A 15,693-nucleotide genomic window follows, 5' to 3' on the forward strand; every position below is an offset into this window, starting at 1 on the left:
TACATGGGGGTTAGCGACGACGCTTCAACTCAACCGTGTAAAATTTTGTCCATCATCCGGCCCGGCAGCAGGCGTTTTAACCAGCCTACCGCATGGGTTACCAGCGTCACCGGATAGCGCATTTTTGGGTTTTCGCTCTCAAAAGCATGGCGCACTTTAGCGACGACTGCTTCCGGCCCGAGCGTAAAGCGTGCGGCGATACCGGGGTTTTCGACCGGTTTATCCGCCTGGGTCTGGTTAACGTTTTCCGTAAAGCGGGTGCGGATAGGGCCCGGCTCAATCAGGCTGACCTTAATGCCGCTGTGACGCAATTCCATGCGCAGGGCATCGGACCAGGCCTCCAGCGCATATTTGCTGGCGGCATAGGCCCCGCGGCCCGGGGTTGAAATCAGCCCCATCACGGAGGAGGTCATCACAATGCGTCCTTCACCGTGCGGCAGCATGGCGGGGAGCAGGCGCATGGTGAGCTGATGGACGCCAAAGAAATTGGTGGAAAACTGTTTTTCCAGCTGCTCGCGGGTGAGCGTGTCCAGGGGACCATACACGCCGTAACCGGCATTGTTAAAAAGACCGTACAGACGGTTGTCGGTCAGGGCCAGCACCTCATCGGCTGCGCGTTCCACGCTTTCCGGTGAGTCTAAATCCAGTAACACACCGGTAAAGCCCAGCCCGTTCATGCGTTCGACGTCGTCGGGTTTACGGCAGGCCGCCAGTACCCAATATCCCTGACGCTTCAATTCGAGTGCACTTTCAAGACCGATTCCGCTGGAACATCCTGTAATTAAGACCGATTTTTGCATAACTTTACCTGTCAGGATCTCCGCTGAATTAGGAGTCATGTTTAACTAAAGGGGCCAGCCGTGTTGCCATCCAGTCGGCAATAAACGGCTGCGCATCGCGATTGGGGTGGATCCCATCGTCTTGCATCCACTGGGGTTTGAGATAGACCTCTTCCATAAAAAATGGCAGCAGCGGAATATCAAACTCGTTTGCAAGCTTTGGGTAGATCGCGCTAAAGGCTTCATTATACCGACGTCCATAGTTGGCGGGCAGGCGAATTTGCATCAGCAGCGGTTGCGCATTCGCGGCCTTAATATCCTTAAGGATCGTGCGCAGGGTCTGTTCCGTTTGCTGAGGCTGGAAACCACGCAAGCCATCATTACCGCCCAGCTCAACCAGCACCCATCGCGGTTGATGCTGTTTGAGCAAGGCTGGCAGGCGCGACAAGCCTTGCTGCGAGGTATCACCGCTGATGCTGCCATTAATAACCGTTGTCTTACTCTGCCATTTGTCATTGAGCAGAGCTGGCCAGGCCGCGTTGGCCGCCATGCGATAGCCTGCACTCAGGCTGTCACCGAGAACCAGTAACGTGTCCGCTGCCGCCGCGCGGAAGGTCATCAGGATTAAAAACAGGAAGGGCAAATGCCAGCGGAAAACATTGTTGAAGTTCATCGTCTTAAGAAGTCCGTCGGTCAGGGGGAACACGAGCTTTCCATCCTCACCGGAGTTGAACTCGTTGTCAAACGCGCCGAAACCATTGCGCTGATTGGCGAGTCCGGTTCCGGGAAGTCCACGCTGCTGGCCATTTTAGCCGGTCTGGACGACGGCAGCAGTGGAGAGGTCAACCTGGTCGGGCAACCGCTGCATCAGCTTGATGAAGAGGCGCGTGCCGCGCTCCGCGCACGTCATATCGGGTTTGTCTTTCAGTCCTTCATGCTGATCCCGACGCTCAATGCGCTGGAAAACGTTGAACTGCCGGCACTGCTGCGCGGCGGTAACAGCCGTGAAAGTCGCGCCCACGCGAAGGCATTGCTGGAGCAGCTTGGGCTTGGCAAACGCCTCGACCATCTTCCGGCGCAGCTTTCCGGCGGGGAGCAACAGCGTGTGGCCCTGGCCCGGGCGTTTAACGGCCGCCCGGACGTGCTGTTTGCGGATGAGCCTACCGGAAACCTCGACCGAAAGACCGGGGATAAAATTGCCGACCTGCTCTTTTCGCTCAACCGCGAACACGGGACCACGCTGATTCTGGTGACCCACGATCCGCAACTGGCTGCCCGCTGCGACCGTCGCCTGCGGCTGGTTAACGGTGAACTGCAGGAGGAAGCATGATTGCCCGCTGGTTCTGGCGCGAATGGCGCTCGCCCACGCTGTTGATTGTCTGGATGGCGTTAAGCCTGGCGGTAGCCTGCGTGCTGGCGTTGGGCAGCGTCAGCGATCGCATGGAGAAAGGGTTAAGCCAGCAAAGCCGCGAGTTTATGGCCGGAGACAGGGCGCTGCAAAGCTCGCGTCCCGTCCCGCCGGGCTGGCTTGACGAGGCGCGTAAGCGTGGGCTGAAGGTGGGGGAACAGCTGAGCTTTCAGACCATGACCTTTGCCGGCGATACGCCGCAGCTGGCGAGCGTCAAAGCCGTCGACGACCTTTACCCGCTGTACGGTGAACTGCAGACCAGCCCGCCTGGGTTAAAGCCGAAACCGGGCACGGTACTGCTGGCGCCACGTTTAATGGCGCTGCTGAACCTGAAAACGGGTGACAGCATCGACGTGGGTGACGCCACGCTCCGTATCGCCGGGGAAGTGATTCAGGAACCTGACTCCGGCTTTAACCCGTTCCAGCTTGCCCCGCGCTTGCTGATGAATACCGCTGATGTGGCGAATACCCATGCCGTGCAGCCGGGAAGCCGCGTCACCTGGCGCTATAAGTTTGCGGGAACGCCCGCCCAGCTTGACACGTATGAAAAATGGCTGCTGCCGCAGTTAAAACCGGAGCACCGCTGGTACGGACTGGAGCAGGACGAAGGGGCGCTTGGTAAATCTCTCGAACGGTCTCAGCAGTTCCTGCTGCTTTCAGCGCTGTTAACCCTGCTGCTGGCCGTGGCGGCGGTGGCGGTGGCCATGGGGCACTACTGCCGCAGCCGATACGATCTGGTGGCGATCCTCAAAACCCTTGGCGCGGGCAGCGCCCAGCTGCGTAAGCTGATTGTCGGCCAGTGGCTGATGCTGCTGGTGTTGTCAGCACTCACCGGTGGGGCGATGGGGCTGCTGTTTGAAAAGCTGCTGATGGTCATGCTGAAACCGGTACTGCCTGCCGCACTTCCACCGGCCAGCCTCTGGCCGTGGCTGTGGGCGATTGGCGCGATGATGGTGATCTCGGTGCTGGTGGGGCTTCGCCCGTACCGGCTGTTGCTCGCGACGCAGCCGCTGCGCGTGCTGCGCCGTGACGTGGTGGCCAACGTCTGGCCGCTGAAGTTCTATCTTCCTGTCATTGTTGCGGTGTCGGTTGGGTTGTTGGCCTGGCTGATGGGCGGCAGCACGCTGCTGTGGGCCGTACTGGCCGGGGCGGTGGTGCTGGCGCTGCTGTGTGGTGTGGTCGGCTGGGTGCTCCTTAATGTGCTTAAAAAGCTGACGGTGAAGTCGCTTCCCGTGCGGCTGGCGGTGAACCGTCTGCTGCACCAGCCCTGGTCTACGCTGAGTCAGCTGTCTGCCTTTTCGCTGTCGTTTATGCTGCTGGCACTGCTGCTGGTGCTGCGCGGCGATCTGCTGGATCGCTGGCAACAGCAGCTTCCGCCGGAAAGCCCGAACTATTTCCTGATCAATATCGCCCCTGAGCAGGTGACACCGCTGAAGACGTTCCTGGCGGAACACCAGATTGTGCCGGAGTCGTTCTACCCCATCGTCCGTGCGCGTCTGACGCAGATCAACGGCCAGTCCACGGAGGGAAACAAGGATGAATCGCTTAACCGCGAACTGAACCTGACCTGGCAGGAGAAACGTCCAGATCACAACCCGATTACCGCCGGCAGCTGGCCGCCGAAAGCGGGTGAAGTGTCGATGGAAGAGGGGCTGGCGACGCGCCTGAACGTCAGGCTGGGCGACAGCGTGACCTTTACCGGCGATACCCAGGACTTTAGCGCTAAGGTCACCAGCCTGCGTAAGGTGGACTGGGAAAGCCTGCGGCCGAACTTCTTCTTTATTTTCCCCGCAGGCGCACTGGACGGGCAGCCGCAAAGCTGGCTCACCAGTTTCCGCTGGGAAAACGGCAACGGTATGCTGACCCGGCTGAACCGCGAATTTCCGACGGTCAGCCTGCTGGATATTGGCGCGATCCTTAAACAGGTCGGGCAGGTGCTGGAGCAGGTCAGCCGGGCACTGGAGGTTATGGTGGTGCTGGTGACGATCTGCGGCGTACTGTTGCTGCTGGCCCAGGTGCAGGTCGGGATGCGGCAGCGTCATCAGGAGCTGGTGGTCTATCGCACGCTCGGGGCGAGTAAGCGACTGCTGCGCACCACGCTGTGGAGCGAGTTCGCCCTGCTGGGGCTGGTCTCGGGTCTGGTGGCGGCGATGGGTGCTGAGACGGCGTTAGCCGTGCTGCAGACCCGCGTCTTCGATTTCCCGTGGGAGCCTGACTGGCGACTGTGGTTCACGCTGCCGGTCTGCGGTGCGGTGCTGCTGTCGCTGTGCGGCGGCTGGCTCGGCACGCGATTGCTAAAAGGGAAAGCGCTGTTCCTTCAGTTTGCCAGTTAGTTCAAATCCGTGATAATTACGCACCGGTTTATCTGCTGGTGCGTAATAATTTAGCAGCACAAATCGGTAATACCCATGCGTTTAGTAGCACAAAACATTAAAAACCCGCGCACACAGCAAGATTATTTCCAGTTAATATTCACCTGCTAAATATTTAGCAGCGTGTCTATAAAGGAAAAAATAATGACTATAAAAAAATCAGCGCTGGCAGTAACAATTGGCGCAGCAGTGGCATTGACCTCCTTCGCATCTCAGGCGGAAATCACGGTTCTTAAACAAGACCCTCAGGCAGGTAACCCGCTGAGCCGTCTTAACTTTACCGTTGGCGGCAGTATTCGTCCTCAGTTCAACATGATGTCGGGCGACGGCGATAAAGGCTCCTACAAACGTAATGGCTTCGACGGCGGCACCCGTTTCCGTTTCGCAGCAGATTACTATCTGTTTGATGACATCAGCTGGATCAGCTACTACGAACTGGGTGTGAACATTCCGGCACTGTTCAACTGGGATAATCACTACGCTGAAGGTGCTAACGACACCTCTCGCCGTATGCTGTACACCGGTCTGAAGAGCGACACCTGGGGTACGCTGACCTTCGGTCAACAGAACAGCGTTTACTATGATGTGGTTGGCGTGAAAACCGATATCTGGGACTACGACATGATTGGTCAGGCTCCAGGTAACGGGATCAACGGTGACTACGACGGCTCTTATCGTTCACGCAAAATGCTGAAATATAAGAAAACCGTAGGCGATGCGGATATCTATGCATCCTACCTGTTTGAAGACAGCGAATACCTGCCGGGCAATGGCCTGCGTTACAAACGTAAAGGCGGCGGTTCACTGGGGCTGGATTACCACCTGACCACCGATCTGACCTGGGGCGCAGCGTGGAACTACACCCGCGCGGACATGCGTAACCCGGACAACGGCGACAGCAAATCTTACGACCAGAATATCCTCGGTACCGCGCTGAGCTGGACGCCGGATAACTGGACCTTCTCGGCTGGCGGCGGCTGGTACCAGAACTTCCTGACCACCAAAAAAGTGTCTACTGACAACTACTTTGCCGGTGATGCATGGGGTATTGAATACTTCGCAGGGTACAAATTCCCAATCGATCAGTATGCGGTGAAATCCATCCAGCCTTACTTCATGGGTGACCGTATTGAGTACGTGAATGGTCGTAACTACCAGCGTATCGATAACGGCGTGGGTGTTAGCGTCCAGCTGGACTACGGTTTCCGTGTTGATTACGAACACGTGTTCACCTCCAGCACGGATAACCTGGGCGACATGAACCTGGTGCGTCTGCGTTACGACTTCTAAGTTCAGTCAGCAGGGAAGTCACCCCGATATGAAAACGGCAACCCTGGGTTGCCGTTTTTTTTGCGCGTGATTCAGCGATTGAGCCAGTCAGCCACGTCCTCAAACGTTCCGCGATACACAATCTTCTCCGCCTTTTTTGCCAGTTGCCAGGTGTACATCGGGTCGTAATAGTCGTTCAGCAGCGGGGCAAGCCAGCGCAAATGCGCGTAGGTGCTGCCAGAACGTTGTTGCTCCTGCAGGGCGGAATCCAGCAGCGCCGTAAAGTCTGCAAAGCGCTGCAGCCCCAGACGGCGGCGAATGGCAAACAGGCCGTGGTGCAGATATTCGCTATACGCGTTCCAGCCCGCCTCTTCGCCAAAGGCAGCAGAAAAATCCGCCCACATATGGTCGAAATACTCTTCACGCAGGCGTTCAAGACGGACATCAAACGGGTCTTCTACCACCACAACAGGCGCCTGAACCATGCGGTCTCGCAGGCATTCCGGCAGGTGGTTGGAGCCAATCATCCGCCCTTCATCCTCCAGCACCCAGCGTGCGGCCTCTTTTTTCAACAGCACGACAGCGAGCTGATTTTCGAAGCTCGCCTGCGAAAGCTGTGGTGTAAGCGTGCGGCCAAACGACGAGCCGCGATGGTGTGCCAGCCCTTCCAGATCCACGCCCTGCGCGTGCTGTTTCACCAGCAACGTTTTGCCGCTCCCGGTACAGCCGCCGATCAGCACCATCGGTTTTTGCACCTGCTCAGCGGTTACCTCAATTGCGGTCTGACGCAGCGCTTTATAGCCGCCTGCGATCAGCGGGTAATCCACGCCGCGCGCTTTCAACCAGGCCTGAGTGATATGCGAGCGTTGACCGCCACGCGCGCAGCAGAGGTAGCCGGTGGGGTGGGAGAGACAGGCTTCGCGCCAGGCGTTAATGCGCATCTCACGGGTACTGCCTGCGACCAGGCTATGGCCGAGAGCAAGCGCAGCGTCCGGCCCCTGGCGTTTATAGCAGGTGCCGACGGCGGCGCGTTCATCATCGTTCATCAGAGGCAGGTTGATTGCCGCAGGCATCGCGCCCTGGGCGAATTCGATCGGCGCGCGAACGTCGATTAAAGGGGTATCGGATGCGAGGATCGCGCGATAGTCCGTTCCATCGTTCATGGTTTTTCCAGAAGAAAACTAAGCTGCAATGGGCGGGGATTGTACGCCGGGGAGGGGGAAGGTCAACTCCCCGGCAGAGGAGTATTACTTAAGCTTTGATTGCGCCCAGATAATTCCGCTCGCGTATTCCGGCGGCAGGAGAGGAATAATCGCTTCCAGCGTGGCGCTCAGACGATCGGTGTCGGTATCGTTCAGGTTCAGGTGACCGACCTTACGACCCGGACGCACCTCTTTGTCATACCAGTGCAGATGCACCAGCGGCAGCTTGAGCCAGTCGTAGTTCAGATCGGTACCGATCAGGTTGATCATCACCGACGGGCTGTTCACCACCGGCTGCGGCAGCGGCAGGTCAGTGATGGCGCGCAGGTGCAACTCGAACTGGCTGATGGACGCCCCGTTTTGGGTCCAGTGACCGCTGTTGTGAACGCGCGGTGCCAGTTCGTTAATCAGCAGACCGGACGGCGTGACAAAACACTCCATCGCCATGACGCCGACGTAACCGAGTTCGTGCATGATGGCAGAGAGCATCTCTTCTGCCTGCGCCTGCTGTTCAGCACTGGCCTGCGGGAATGCAACGCTGGTTCGCAGGATCCCGTCCTGATGCAGGTTATGCGTCAGCGGATAAAAAACGGTATGACCGTCCTGCCCGCGAGCACCTACCAGCGAGACTTCACCGCTGAAGTTAATGCCCTGCTCAACGATGCACTCCCCGTAGCAATCGTCCGGCAGCTCGTGAGTGTCATCGGCGCGCAGACGCCACTGTCCACGACCGTCGTACCCGCCGACGCGACGCTTCACAATTGCCAGCTCGCCCAGCATTGCAAAAACATCCTTCCACTCGCTTTTATCGGACAACAGCTGCCACGGCGCAGTCGGCAGCCCGAGCTTATCGAACAGTTGCTTTTGCGTTAGACGGTCAGCAATAATGGGAAAGACGTCGCGGTTAACGAAGGCATTGTGACGCGCCAGCTCGCGCGTCAGGGCCGTTTGTGGCCAGCGTTCAATCTCCGCGGTGATCACACTCTGGTGAAACGGCACGGCTTCCGGTTCGTCATCCAGCCCGACGGGCCACACGGCAATACCCAGCGGCTCACCGGCCTGACGCAGCATACGGCCTAACTGACCATTACCGAGGACGCATACCTGCTTCATGCCGCACCCCGCGGGTCCGGATTGTCCAGCACCTCGTCGGTCTGGGCTTTACGCCAGTCCGCCAGACGCTGATGTAACGCTTTATCGTGAGTCGCCAGGATCTGCGCGGCGAGCAGGGCAGCGTTGGCAGCGCCCGCTTTACCAATGGCCAGCGTGCCGACCGGAATGCCACGCGGCATCTGAACGATGGAATAGAGGCTATCGACACCACTTAACGCAGCGCTTTGCACCGGAACACCCAGAACCGGTACCAGCGTTTTGGCGGCAATCATGCCTGGCAGATGTGCTGCGCCGCCCGCACCGGCAATGATCACCTCATAACCCTTCTCTTCGGCGCTTTCGGCGAAGCTGAACAGTTTGTCCGGTGTACGGTGTGCGGAGACCACTTCAACGTGGTGCGGAACATTCAGGATTTCAAAGATTTCGGCGGTGAACTGCATGGTAGCCCAGTCGCTTTTGGACCCCATCACGATGGCGACACGCGCCGGATTATTGCGGGAAGACATGCGTCTTAAAACTCCTGTGGTGCGAAACACACTGCTTTCGAGGGCACAGAGAATAGCATGTAATAGGGGCAAGGAAAACGGTTGCGCGGTTAAAAACTGAGCCGTTGTGGCTCTCAGGAGATAACAAGACAGACCGCGTTCTGGCGGTCTGTTTTATCAGGCATCGATGTGCTTTGATGTGCTTTTGACGGGCGGCACGGTCAGCAGACGTCTTATTTGGTCAGTTCTGCCGTCATGTGAACGCGGTTGTTAAACTGAGCGCTGGTGATTTTGTAAGACGCGCCCTGTTCAGCAGCCTGAGCGGCAATTTTCGCTTCTGCGCGGTCAAGGGTAGAGGCCGTGGCGCTGACGCTCTGAGCAAAAGAACCGAAAGAGATCAGAGAGAGTGCGGCAACTGCAACGAAAGTTTTGATGGATTTCATGGTCGTATTCCTTAAATGTTTTATCTGGGATAGGGCGTGTTGCCCTGATGTGATAAATAATAGGCCGACCATGGGCTGATTAAAATCGAAACAATTTGCCGATATTGTTCAAAAAAATAGAATGATTTTTGACGGGTTAAAACGGGAAAGCGATCAGTTCCACACCGTCAGGCGTGACGCTGACCATAGAACCTTCGCTGTGCCAGGCCCCCAGGACGACGCGGTGGGCCGCTTCGCCGTTGGCGGTAAGGGTATGCACATCGGGACGATGAGTATGACCGTGGATCAACCACTGAACGCGGTGTTTTTCCATGACCCTGACTACCGCCTGGGGATTAACGTCCATAATGGCCATGGATTTTCCGCTGTTGGCGGCCTTACTGTCTGCACGCATTCTGGCTGCGATCCGCTTGCGGATAAACAGCGGCAGAGCCAGGAATAGTTTTTGGATCCACGGGGTATGAACCTTAGCGCGAAACGCCTGATAGCCGGTGTCGTCAGTGCAAAGTGTGTCACCGTGCATGATTAACACCTTTCGGCCATAAAGGTCGAGTACCTGCTCTTCCGGCAGCAGCGTCATGCCGCTTTCGCGGGCGTAGCGCTTGCCGAGCAGGAAATCACGATTGCCGTGGATAAAGAAGCAGGGGACGCCGGAATCGACCAGCGCGTTAATGGCAGCCGCCATCTCACGGTGCAGCGGGTTGGGATCGTCGTCGCCAATCCAGGCTTCAAACAGGTCACCCAGAATGTAAAGTGCATCGGCACTTTTCGCTTCACCGCGTAAAAAACGCAGAAAACCGGCGGTTATCGCCGGTTCTTCTGTTTGCAGGTGCAAATCTGCAATAAAGAGTGTCGCCACGAATTACTCGCTGACGGTCACGCTGTTAATCACGACGTCTTCTTTTGGAACGTCCTGATGCATGCCGCTGCGGCCGGTCGCCACGGCTTTGATTTTGTCGACTACGTCCATACCTTCAACCACTTCTGCGAAGACGCAGTAGCCCCAACCCTGCAGGCTTTCGCCGGAGAAGTTCAGGAAGTCGTTGTCAGCAACGTTGATGAAGAACTGGGCTGTTGCAGAGTGAGGAGCCTGCGTACGCGCCATCGCCAGCGTACCACGGGTGTTTTTCAGACCGTTGTTCGCTTCGTTTTTGATCGCTTCTTTCGTCGCTTTCTGGTTCATGCCAGGTTCGAAACCGCCGCCCTGGATCATAAAGCCGTTGATCACGCGGTGGAAAATAGTGTTGTTGTAGAAACCTTCGCGGCAGTAGTCCAGGAAGTTTTTAACTGTTTCAGGCGCTTTGTCATCAAAGGTTTTGATTACGATATCGCCATGATTAGTGTGGAAAGTAACCATTTTTGCATCCTGTTCCGTTATTGTGGTACGTCGACCCGCGTTTGGGTCATCTATAGGGGCTTGTTATAGCATAACCACAGGATGCGATCACCTTGCATTGTGTGCTGCTTCAGGTTTGAATTACAGGTAGAATAACCGGTTTTCAACCACACACGTGTTTACATGGAATCTTCGATGTTAAAAATCTTTAATACAATGACGCGCCAAAAAGAGGAATTTAAACCTATCCATGCCGGGGAAGTCGGCATGTACGTGTGTGGTATTACGGTTTACGATCTCTGTCATATCGGCCATGGCCGTACCTTTGTTGCATTCGACGTTGTCTCGCGCTACCTGCGTTTTCTGGGCTACAACCTGAAATACGTGCGTAACATCACCGACATCGACGACAAAATCATCAAGCGCGCGAACGAAAATGGCGAAAGCTTTGTTGCGCTGGTGGATCGTATGATCGCGGAAATGCACAAAGATTTCGACGCCCTGAATATTCAGCGTCCGGACAGCGAGCCGCGTGCCACCCACCATATCCACGAAATTATCGACATCACCGAGAAGCTGATCGAACGTGGTCACGCCTATGTGGCCGATAACGGTGACGTGATGTTCTCTGTGCCGACTGACCCTACCTACGGTCAGCTTTCCCGTCAGGATCTGGATCAGCTGCAGGCCGGTGCGCGCGTTGATGTGGTGGACGTGAAGCGTAATCCGATGGACTTCGTGCTGTGGAAGATGTCCAAAGAGGGCGAACCAAGCTGGCCTTCCCCGTGGGGCGAAGGGCGTCCTGGCTGGCACATTGAGTGCTCGGCGATGAACTGCAAACAGCTGGGCAAACATTTCGATATTCACGGTGGCGGTTCGGATCTGATGTTCCCGCACCATGAAAACGAAATTGCACAGTCAACCTGTGCGCATGGTGGCGAGTACGTGAACTACTGGATGCACTCCGGGATGGTGATGGTTGACCGTGAGAAGATGTCTAAATCTCTGGGCAACTTCTTCACCGTGCGCGACGTGCTGAAATATTACGATGCGGAAACCGTGCGCTACTTCCTGATGTCTGGTCACTATCGCAGCCAGCTGAACTACAGCGAAGAGAACCTGAAACAGGCGCGTGCGGCGCTGGAGCGTCTGTACACTGCCCTGCGCGGTACCGATAAATCTGTACCCGCGGCAGGCGGTGAGGCGTTTGAAGCGCGCTTTATTGACGTGATGAACGATGACTTCAACACGCCGGAAGCCTACTCCGTGCTGTTTGATATGGCGCGTGAAGTTAACCGTCTGAAGTCAGAAGATATGGCGGCGGCGAATGCATTGGCCTCCCATCTGCGTAAGCTCTCTTCGGTACTGGGTCTGCTGGAGCAGGAACCGGATCTGTTCCTGCAAAGCGGTGCGCAGGCGGACGATAGCGAAGTGGCGGAGATTGAGCAACTTATCAACGCGCGTCTGGAAGCGCGTCAGGCGAAAGACTGGGCGGCAGCAGATGCCGCGCGTAACCGTCTGACGGAAATGGGCATCATTCTGGAAGATGGCCCGCAGGGAACCACCTGGCGTCGAAAATAATTCTGGTGCGCGCTGATGCCCTCTCCCACCGGGAGAGGGTGCAAACACTAAAACGGCAACTGGGTTGCCGTTTTGTTTTTACCTCCGCTTCCACCACAACAGCCCCATCAGCACGACCCCTGGCAGCCACACCCACAGCAGTTCCGACATAATCACCTGATGCCCGTAGGGCGTGGTATAGCGTGACAGCGCAAACGGCGCGACCTTAATGACCTGCCACGGTGCAAAGAACCGTTCATCTGACCACGGCCACAGCCAGCCGACGCCTTTTCCCCCGGTGGTGATGGAATCCAGCAAGCTGTGCGACAGCAGAGACACGGTTAAGAACAGCCAGCAGCGGGTCAGACTTGCCCGAAACCATCGTCGGCCCATCAGTACGCAAAGTATCGGCACCACAAAGGCAAACAGCAGGGAGTGGGTAAAGCCGCGGTGGCCGAACACATTGCCGTAGGCAACGCCGAACTTAAACGCCAGCACGTCGGCGTCCGGCAGCATGGCGAGGACGACGCCGGCAAACAGCAGGCGGGGAGGGATGATTTTACGTCCCAGGCCTAAACCCAGACACAAAGGCACTGCAGCGTGGGTGATAACGGTAGGCATTGCGATTATCCATGGCAAAGCAGGGAAATATAGCAGCGAATGGGCGCAATGAGGATGGTGTTAGCGTCTTATTTACGCCGATTCCCGGGCAATAAGCTGCCCGGAAAGGGTGATACGCTGTGTTTGCAGATCCGGCTCTTTTAGCTTGCGGATGATCAACCCCGCCGCCTGACGCCCCGTCTCCTCACTGGCGGAGGAAACGTAGGTAAACGAGGGAGACGTCAGGTTCACGTGCAGCATATCTTCAAAACCGACCAGCGCGACCTGCTGGGTGAGAAACACATCTTTCCCCACGGTGCGCCCCACCTGATGAATGCAGGAGATGGAGCCGATCATCGCATCCGGCGAGTGGCAGAGCAGAGCGGTAATGGTGTTGTTTTTTTCCAGCAGCTGGCGGGTGGCGAAACCTGCGGCCAGCGTGTCATCGCTACACGCAGGCGAGTATTCCTCACGCCAGACCAGGCCGTTCTGGGTCATCGCGCTGCGAAAGCCGAGCAGACGCTGCTCGCGGATAAGGCAGCCTTCACGACCCCCAATGTAGGCAATGTTGCGGTGTCCGCGCTCGATAAGATAACGCGCGGCAAGGTTCGCCGCCTGGCGATTGTCGCGCATCACCAGATTGCATTTTTCATCCAGCAGGGACTGAGAGACCACCACCAGCGGCAGCGGGCACTGGCGGATGTGTTCCGGCAGCGAGAATGCCCGGGTGTCAGAGGCCAGATAGATAACGCCGGCGACCCCCTGCTGTTTAAACGACAGCAGGCAGCGCTCAAGATGTTCATGGTCGTTCAGCGGCTGGCCGAGGAAAACCATATACCCCTGTCTCTCCAGCTCCTGGACGATGCTCGCCATCACCTTAATGGAAAAGCTGTCGCTAAAGTCGCGCAGGATCAGGCCGATCAGGTTGGAGGTGTTGGCGCGGAGATTGGCAGCGGCGACGTTGTGAACATAGCCCAGCGTAGTGATGGCAGCATTGACCTTCGCGATCGTTGCGTCTGAAATCTTCCCTTTCTGGCGCAGCACCAGCGACACGGTGGAGACCGAAACGCCCGCATGCTTTGCGACATCAATAATGCTGACTTTCTTCAAAACCGCTCCCTGAAATTTACCGATTATCAGCCAGATAAGACAACGTCCCCCAGCGTACAGGAGACGTGTCGTTCAGGCATCTTATTATTTGCCAATCATGGTGGACATGGTCTGGGCGATAAACTGTGCTCTGGCACCGAAAATCACCTGAATACCGTTATCACCGACGAACACTACGCCGCGGGCGCCAAGGCCGTTCAGACCGTCCTTATCAACTGCTTCACTTTTTGCCACTTCCAGGCGCAGACGGGTGATGCAGGAGCCGACGGAGTCGATGTTGTGCGCGCCGCCCAGCAGGTTGATGATCTCTGTAGCGAGTTCTGAATCTGACTTATCGTCCGCACTGGCGGTCACTTCTGTACGGCCCGGCGTTTTCACGTCGAAACGACGGATCACAAAGCGGAACGTGAAGTAGTAAATCAGGCCCATCGGAATGCCGATAATAATGGCGTTCAGGAAGTTGGTTTTGTAGCCGTTAAATGACGGCAGGATCCCGAACGACAGGTAGTCGATAAAGCCCGCAGAGAACGACTTGGCGATATGCGCATGCAGCAGATACATGGTCATGTACGCCAGACCGGCCATGATGGCGTTAAAGACGTACAGAATAGGGGCGACGAAGATAAAGGTAAATTCAACCGGCTCGGTGATCCCCGTCAGGAAGCAGGTGAGCGCCGCAGAGAATAAAATACCGGCCGCGATTTTCTTATTTTTGGTGTGCGCTTCGTGGTACATCGCCAGACACGCCGCAGGCAGCGCGAACAGCATCAGCGGGAATTCACCCTGCATGAACTTACCGGCGTTCTGGTAGCTGTCACTGCTGAAGGATTTGACCCCTTCTTCCAGCATCTTGAACCAGATGGTCTGGTCGCCGTGAATCACCTGACCGGCCTGGGTGGTGTAATCCCCAAACGAATACCAGAAAGAGGGATACCAGATGTGGTGCAGGCCGAGCGGGATCAGCGCACGTTCCACCAGACCGAAGATAAAGGTCGAGGCTGCCTGATTATCGCCATTAACCACCACGGAGAGCGCATCGATGCCCGCCTGGATATGCTGCCAGACATACGGCAACAGCAGGCCGAGCAGGAAAGAGAGAAACGCTGTCGCAATCGCCACAAAGCGTTTCCCGGAGAAGAACCCGAGGAACTCTGGCAGCTGCAGGGTGTGGAAACGGTTATAGCACCAGGCGGCGAGAATACCGCAGATCAGGCCGCCGAAGACGCCCATCTGCAACGTCGGGATGCCGACCACCATCGCGTATTTGCCGCCCTGAGACGCCATTTCCGGCGTGATGCTCAAGACGGTGCTGATGGTGATGTTGGTGACAAACACCGAGACCGCCGCCGAGAGCGCGGCAATGCCGGACTCGGATGCCAGCCCCACGGCGGAACCAATGGCAAACAGCATCGGCAGGTTATCAAAGATAACCCCGCCCGCGTTCATCATCAGCGGCAGGTGAAACTTATCGCCAAAGGCCAGCAGCAGGCCTGCAGCGGGAAGCAGTGAAATTGGCAGCATTAACGCGCGACCAATCATCGATAATTTAGAGAGCGATTTAACAAACCCTGATATCAGACTCATGCTGATTTCCCCCGAGTAGCGCTTTTTTTGGCGCTGTTATTGTAAGTAGAACGTTTTAGTAGAACGTTCTACTTATCGTGGGGAAAGAGTGAAAAACGCGCAACAGAATTTTCACTTTTCAACAGATGAAATAGTGATTATTTGAAGTCGATCGATAATTAACCGTGATGGATGTGGGGGAATGTGGGTTCCCTCTCCCGACGGGAGAGGGGGAGAGCATCAGACGGTCACCGTCACGGTTTGCCCTTCAAAGCTCACGGTCTGACCCGCGACAATTTTGCAGCGCTTGCGGGTTTCCACTGCGCCGTCCACCTTAACAAGCCCGTCGGCAATGGCGATTTTGGCCTGTGCGCCGCTTTCGGTCCAGCCTTCCAGCTTCAGCAGATCGCACAGCTCAACGTGCGGGTGTTTACCTAATGAAAATGTGGCCAT

At 56.6% G+C, this 15,693-nt stretch carries 16 protein-coding genes; 4 read left to right on the forward strand and 12 right to left on the reverse strand.

Translation table 11 applies throughout. The features are described from left to right. Positions 1-29: 29 nt before the first annotated feature. Positions 30-839 (reverse strand): SDR family oxidoreductase, encoded by an 810-nt coding sequence (locus BH714_RS01170; RefSeq protein ID WP_014168929.1) that lies wholly within the window; start codon positions 837-839, stop codon positions 30-32. Beyond that, positions 829-1,452, reverse strand: coding sequence for a multifunctional acyl-CoA thioesterase I/protease I/lysophospholipase L1 (gene tesA, locus BH714_RS01175; protein WP_025206538.1), 624 nt, complete (start codon positions 1,450-1,452; stop codon positions 829-831). The genes BH714_RS01170 and tesA overlap by 11 nt, the downstream gene beginning before the upstream one ends. Here tesA and ybbA point away from each other — a divergent pair. From ybbA to BH714_RS01190, 3 genes are all read left to right on the forward strand, one after another. Further along, positions 1,423-2,109 carry a putative ABC transporter ATP-binding protein YbbA gene (gene ybbA, locus BH714_RS01180; protein WP_014168931.1) on the forward strand — a complete coding sequence of 229 codons (687 nt, stop codon included), beginning with the start codon at positions 1,423-1,425 and terminating at the stop codon, positions 2,107-2,109. The genes tesA and ybbA overlap by 30 nt on opposite strands. Continuing rightward, a complete protein-coding gene (gene ybbP / locus BH714_RS01185; RefSeq protein ID WP_040016806.1) occupies positions 2,106-4,520 on the forward strand; it encodes a putative ABC transporter permease subunit YbbP in 2,415 nt (804 codons plus the stop codon). The genes ybbA and ybbP overlap by 4 nt, the downstream gene beginning before the upstream one ends. Before the next feature lie 183 nt (positions 4,521-4,703). Further along, on the forward strand, positions 4,704-5,849 hold the full coding sequence (locus BH714_RS01190; RefSeq protein ID WP_032677564.1) for a porin: 1,146 nt from the start codon (positions 4,704-4,706) through the stop codon (positions 5,847-5,849). 71 nt (positions 5,850-5,920) lie between these two features. Here BH714_RS01190 and mnmH read toward each other — a convergent pair whose 3' ends face one another. The 6 genes from mnmH to ppiB all read right to left on the reverse strand — a co-directional run bounded on the left by mnmH (position 5,921) and on the right by ppiB (position 10,428). Then, positions 5,921-6,991 (reverse strand): tRNA 2-selenouridine(34) synthase MnmH, encoded by a 1,071-nt coding sequence (gene mnmH, locus BH714_RS01195; RefSeq protein ID WP_040016807.1) that lies wholly within the window; start codon positions 6,989-6,991, stop codon positions 5,921-5,923. 84 nt (positions 6,992-7,075) lie between these two features. Next, the gene (gene purK, locus BH714_RS01200) at positions 7,076-8,143 is read right to left on the reverse strand and encodes a 5-(carboxyamino)imidazole ribonucleotide synthase (protein WP_040016808.1); all 1,068 of its coding nucleotides are present in this window, start codon (positions 8,141-8,143) and stop codon (positions 7,076-7,078) included. Further along, on the reverse strand, positions 8,140-8,649 hold the full coding sequence (gene purE, locus BH714_RS01205; protein WP_020885164.1) for a 5-(carboxyamino)imidazole ribonucleotide mutase: 510 nt from the start codon (positions 8,647-8,649) through the stop codon (positions 8,140-8,142). The genes purK and purE overlap by 4 nt, the downstream gene beginning before the upstream one ends. Before the next feature lie 212 nt (positions 8,650-8,861). Then, positions 8,862-9,071 carry a YdgH/BhsA/McbA-like domain containing protein gene (locus tag BH714_RS01210; protein ID WP_013095921.1) on the reverse strand — a complete coding sequence of 70 codons (210 nt, stop codon included), beginning with the start codon at positions 9,069-9,071 and terminating at the stop codon, positions 8,862-8,864. A 136-nt stretch (positions 9,072-9,207) separates the two neighbouring features. Further along, on the reverse strand, positions 9,208-9,930 hold the full coding sequence (gene lpxH, locus BH714_RS01215; protein ID WP_040016809.1) for a UDP-2,3-diacylglucosamine diphosphatase: 723 nt from the start codon (positions 9,928-9,930) through the stop codon (positions 9,208-9,210). Positions 9,931-9,933: 3 nt separating this feature from the next. After that, complete coding sequence (gene ppiB, locus BH714_RS01220) at positions 9,934-10,428, reverse strand: peptidylprolyl isomerase B (RefSeq protein ID WP_014168939.1); 495 nt, start codon at positions 10,426-10,428, stop codon at positions 9,934-9,936. Positions 10,429-10,602: 174 nt separating this feature from the next. Between ppiB and cysS the strand changes: the two genes are divergently transcribed. Continuing rightward, positions 10,603-11,988: a cysteine--tRNA ligase gene (gene cysS / locus BH714_RS01225; RefSeq protein WP_020885161.1), complete on the forward strand. Its 1,386-nt coding sequence runs from the start codon at positions 10,603-10,605 to the stop codon at positions 11,986-11,988. 78 nt (positions 11,989-12,066) lie between these two features. On the opposite strand, the gene BH714_RS01230 is transcribed toward cysS, so the two are convergent. The 4 genes from BH714_RS01230 to ybcJ form a co-directional block, all read right to left on the reverse strand. Beyond that, on the reverse strand, positions 12,067-12,588 hold the full coding sequence (locus BH714_RS01230; RefSeq protein WP_040016810.1) for a metal-dependent hydrolase: 522 nt from the start codon (positions 12,586-12,588) through the stop codon (positions 12,067-12,069). Positions 12,589-12,660: 72 nt separating this feature from the next. Beyond that, the gene (gene malI / locus BH714_RS01235) at positions 12,661-13,677 is read right to left on the reverse strand and encodes a Mal regulon transcriptional regulator MalI (RefSeq protein WP_040016812.1); all 1,017 of its coding nucleotides are present in this window, start codon (positions 13,675-13,677) and stop codon (positions 12,661-12,663) included. Between the two features lie 84 nt (positions 13,678-13,761). Further along, on the reverse strand, positions 13,762-15,261 hold the full coding sequence (locus tag BH714_RS01240; RefSeq protein WP_014168943.1) for a PTS transporter subunit EIIC: 1,500 nt from the start codon (positions 15,259-15,261) through the stop codon (positions 13,762-13,764). A gap of 219 nt (positions 15,262-15,480) precedes the next feature. Beyond that, positions 15,481-15,693, reverse strand: coding sequence for a ribosome-associated protein YbcJ (gene ybcJ / locus BH714_RS01245; RefSeq protein ID WP_040016814.1), 213 nt, complete (start codon positions 15,691-15,693; stop codon positions 15,481-15,483).

The sequence above is a fragment of the Enterobacter ludwigii genome (assembly GCF_001750725.1).
GTDB lineage: Bacteria > Pseudomonadota > Gammaproteobacteria > Enterobacterales > Enterobacteriaceae > Enterobacter > Enterobacter ludwigii.

Bases quoted from the DNA above. Each gene is read 5' to 3' on its own strand.
- BH714_RS01170 (WP_014168929.1), bottom strand. From the start codon at position 839: ATGACTCCTAATTCAGCGGAGATCCTGACAGGTAAAGTTATGCAAAAA.
- ybbA (WP_014168931.1), top strand. From the start codon at position 1,423: ATGCCAGCGGAAAACATTGTTGAAGTTCATCGTCTTAAGAAGTCCGTC.
- tesA (WP_025206538.1), bottom strand. From the start codon at position 1,452: ATGAACTTCAACAATGTTTTCCGCTGGCATTTGCCCTTCCTGTTTTTA.
- ybbP (WP_040016806.1), top strand. From the start codon at position 2,106: ATGATTGCCCGCTGGTTCTGGCGCGAATGGCGCTCGCCCACGCTGTTG.
- BH714_RS01190 (WP_032677564.1), top strand. From the start codon at position 4,704: ATGACTATAAAAAAATCAGCGCTGGCAGTAACAATTGGCGCAGCAGTG.
- mnmH (WP_040016807.1), bottom strand. From the start codon at position 6,991: ATGAACGATGGAACGGACTATCGCGCGATCCTCGCATCCGATACCCCT.
- purK (WP_040016808.1), bottom strand. From the start codon at position 8,143: ATGAAGCAGGTATGCGTCCTCGGTAATGGTCAGTTAGGCCGTATGCTG.
- purE (WP_020885164.1), bottom strand. From the start codon at position 8,649: ATGTCTTCCCGCAATAATCCGGCGCGTGTCGCCATCGTGATGGGGTCC.
- BH714_RS01210 (WP_013095921.1), bottom strand. From the start codon at position 9,071: ATGAAATCCATCAAAACTTTCGTTGCAGTTGCCGCACTCTCTCTGATC.
- ppiB (WP_014168939.1), bottom strand. From the start codon at position 10,428: ATGGTTACTTTCCACACTAATCATGGCGATATCGTAATCAAAACCTTT.
- cysS (WP_020885161.1), top strand. From the start codon at position 10,603: ATGTTAAAAATCTTTAATACAATGACGCGCCAAAAAGAGGAATTTAAA.
- BH714_RS01230 (WP_040016810.1), bottom strand. From the start codon at position 12,588: ATGCCTACCGTTATCACCCACGCTGCAGTGCCTTTGTGTCTGGGTTTA.
- BH714_RS01240 (WP_014168943.1), bottom strand. From the start codon at position 15,261: ATGAGTCTGATATCAGGGTTTGTTAAATCGCTCTCTAAATTATCGATG.
- ybcJ (WP_040016814.1), bottom strand. From the start codon at position 15,693: ATGGCCACATTTTCATTAGGTAAACACCCGCACGTTGAGCTGTGCGAT.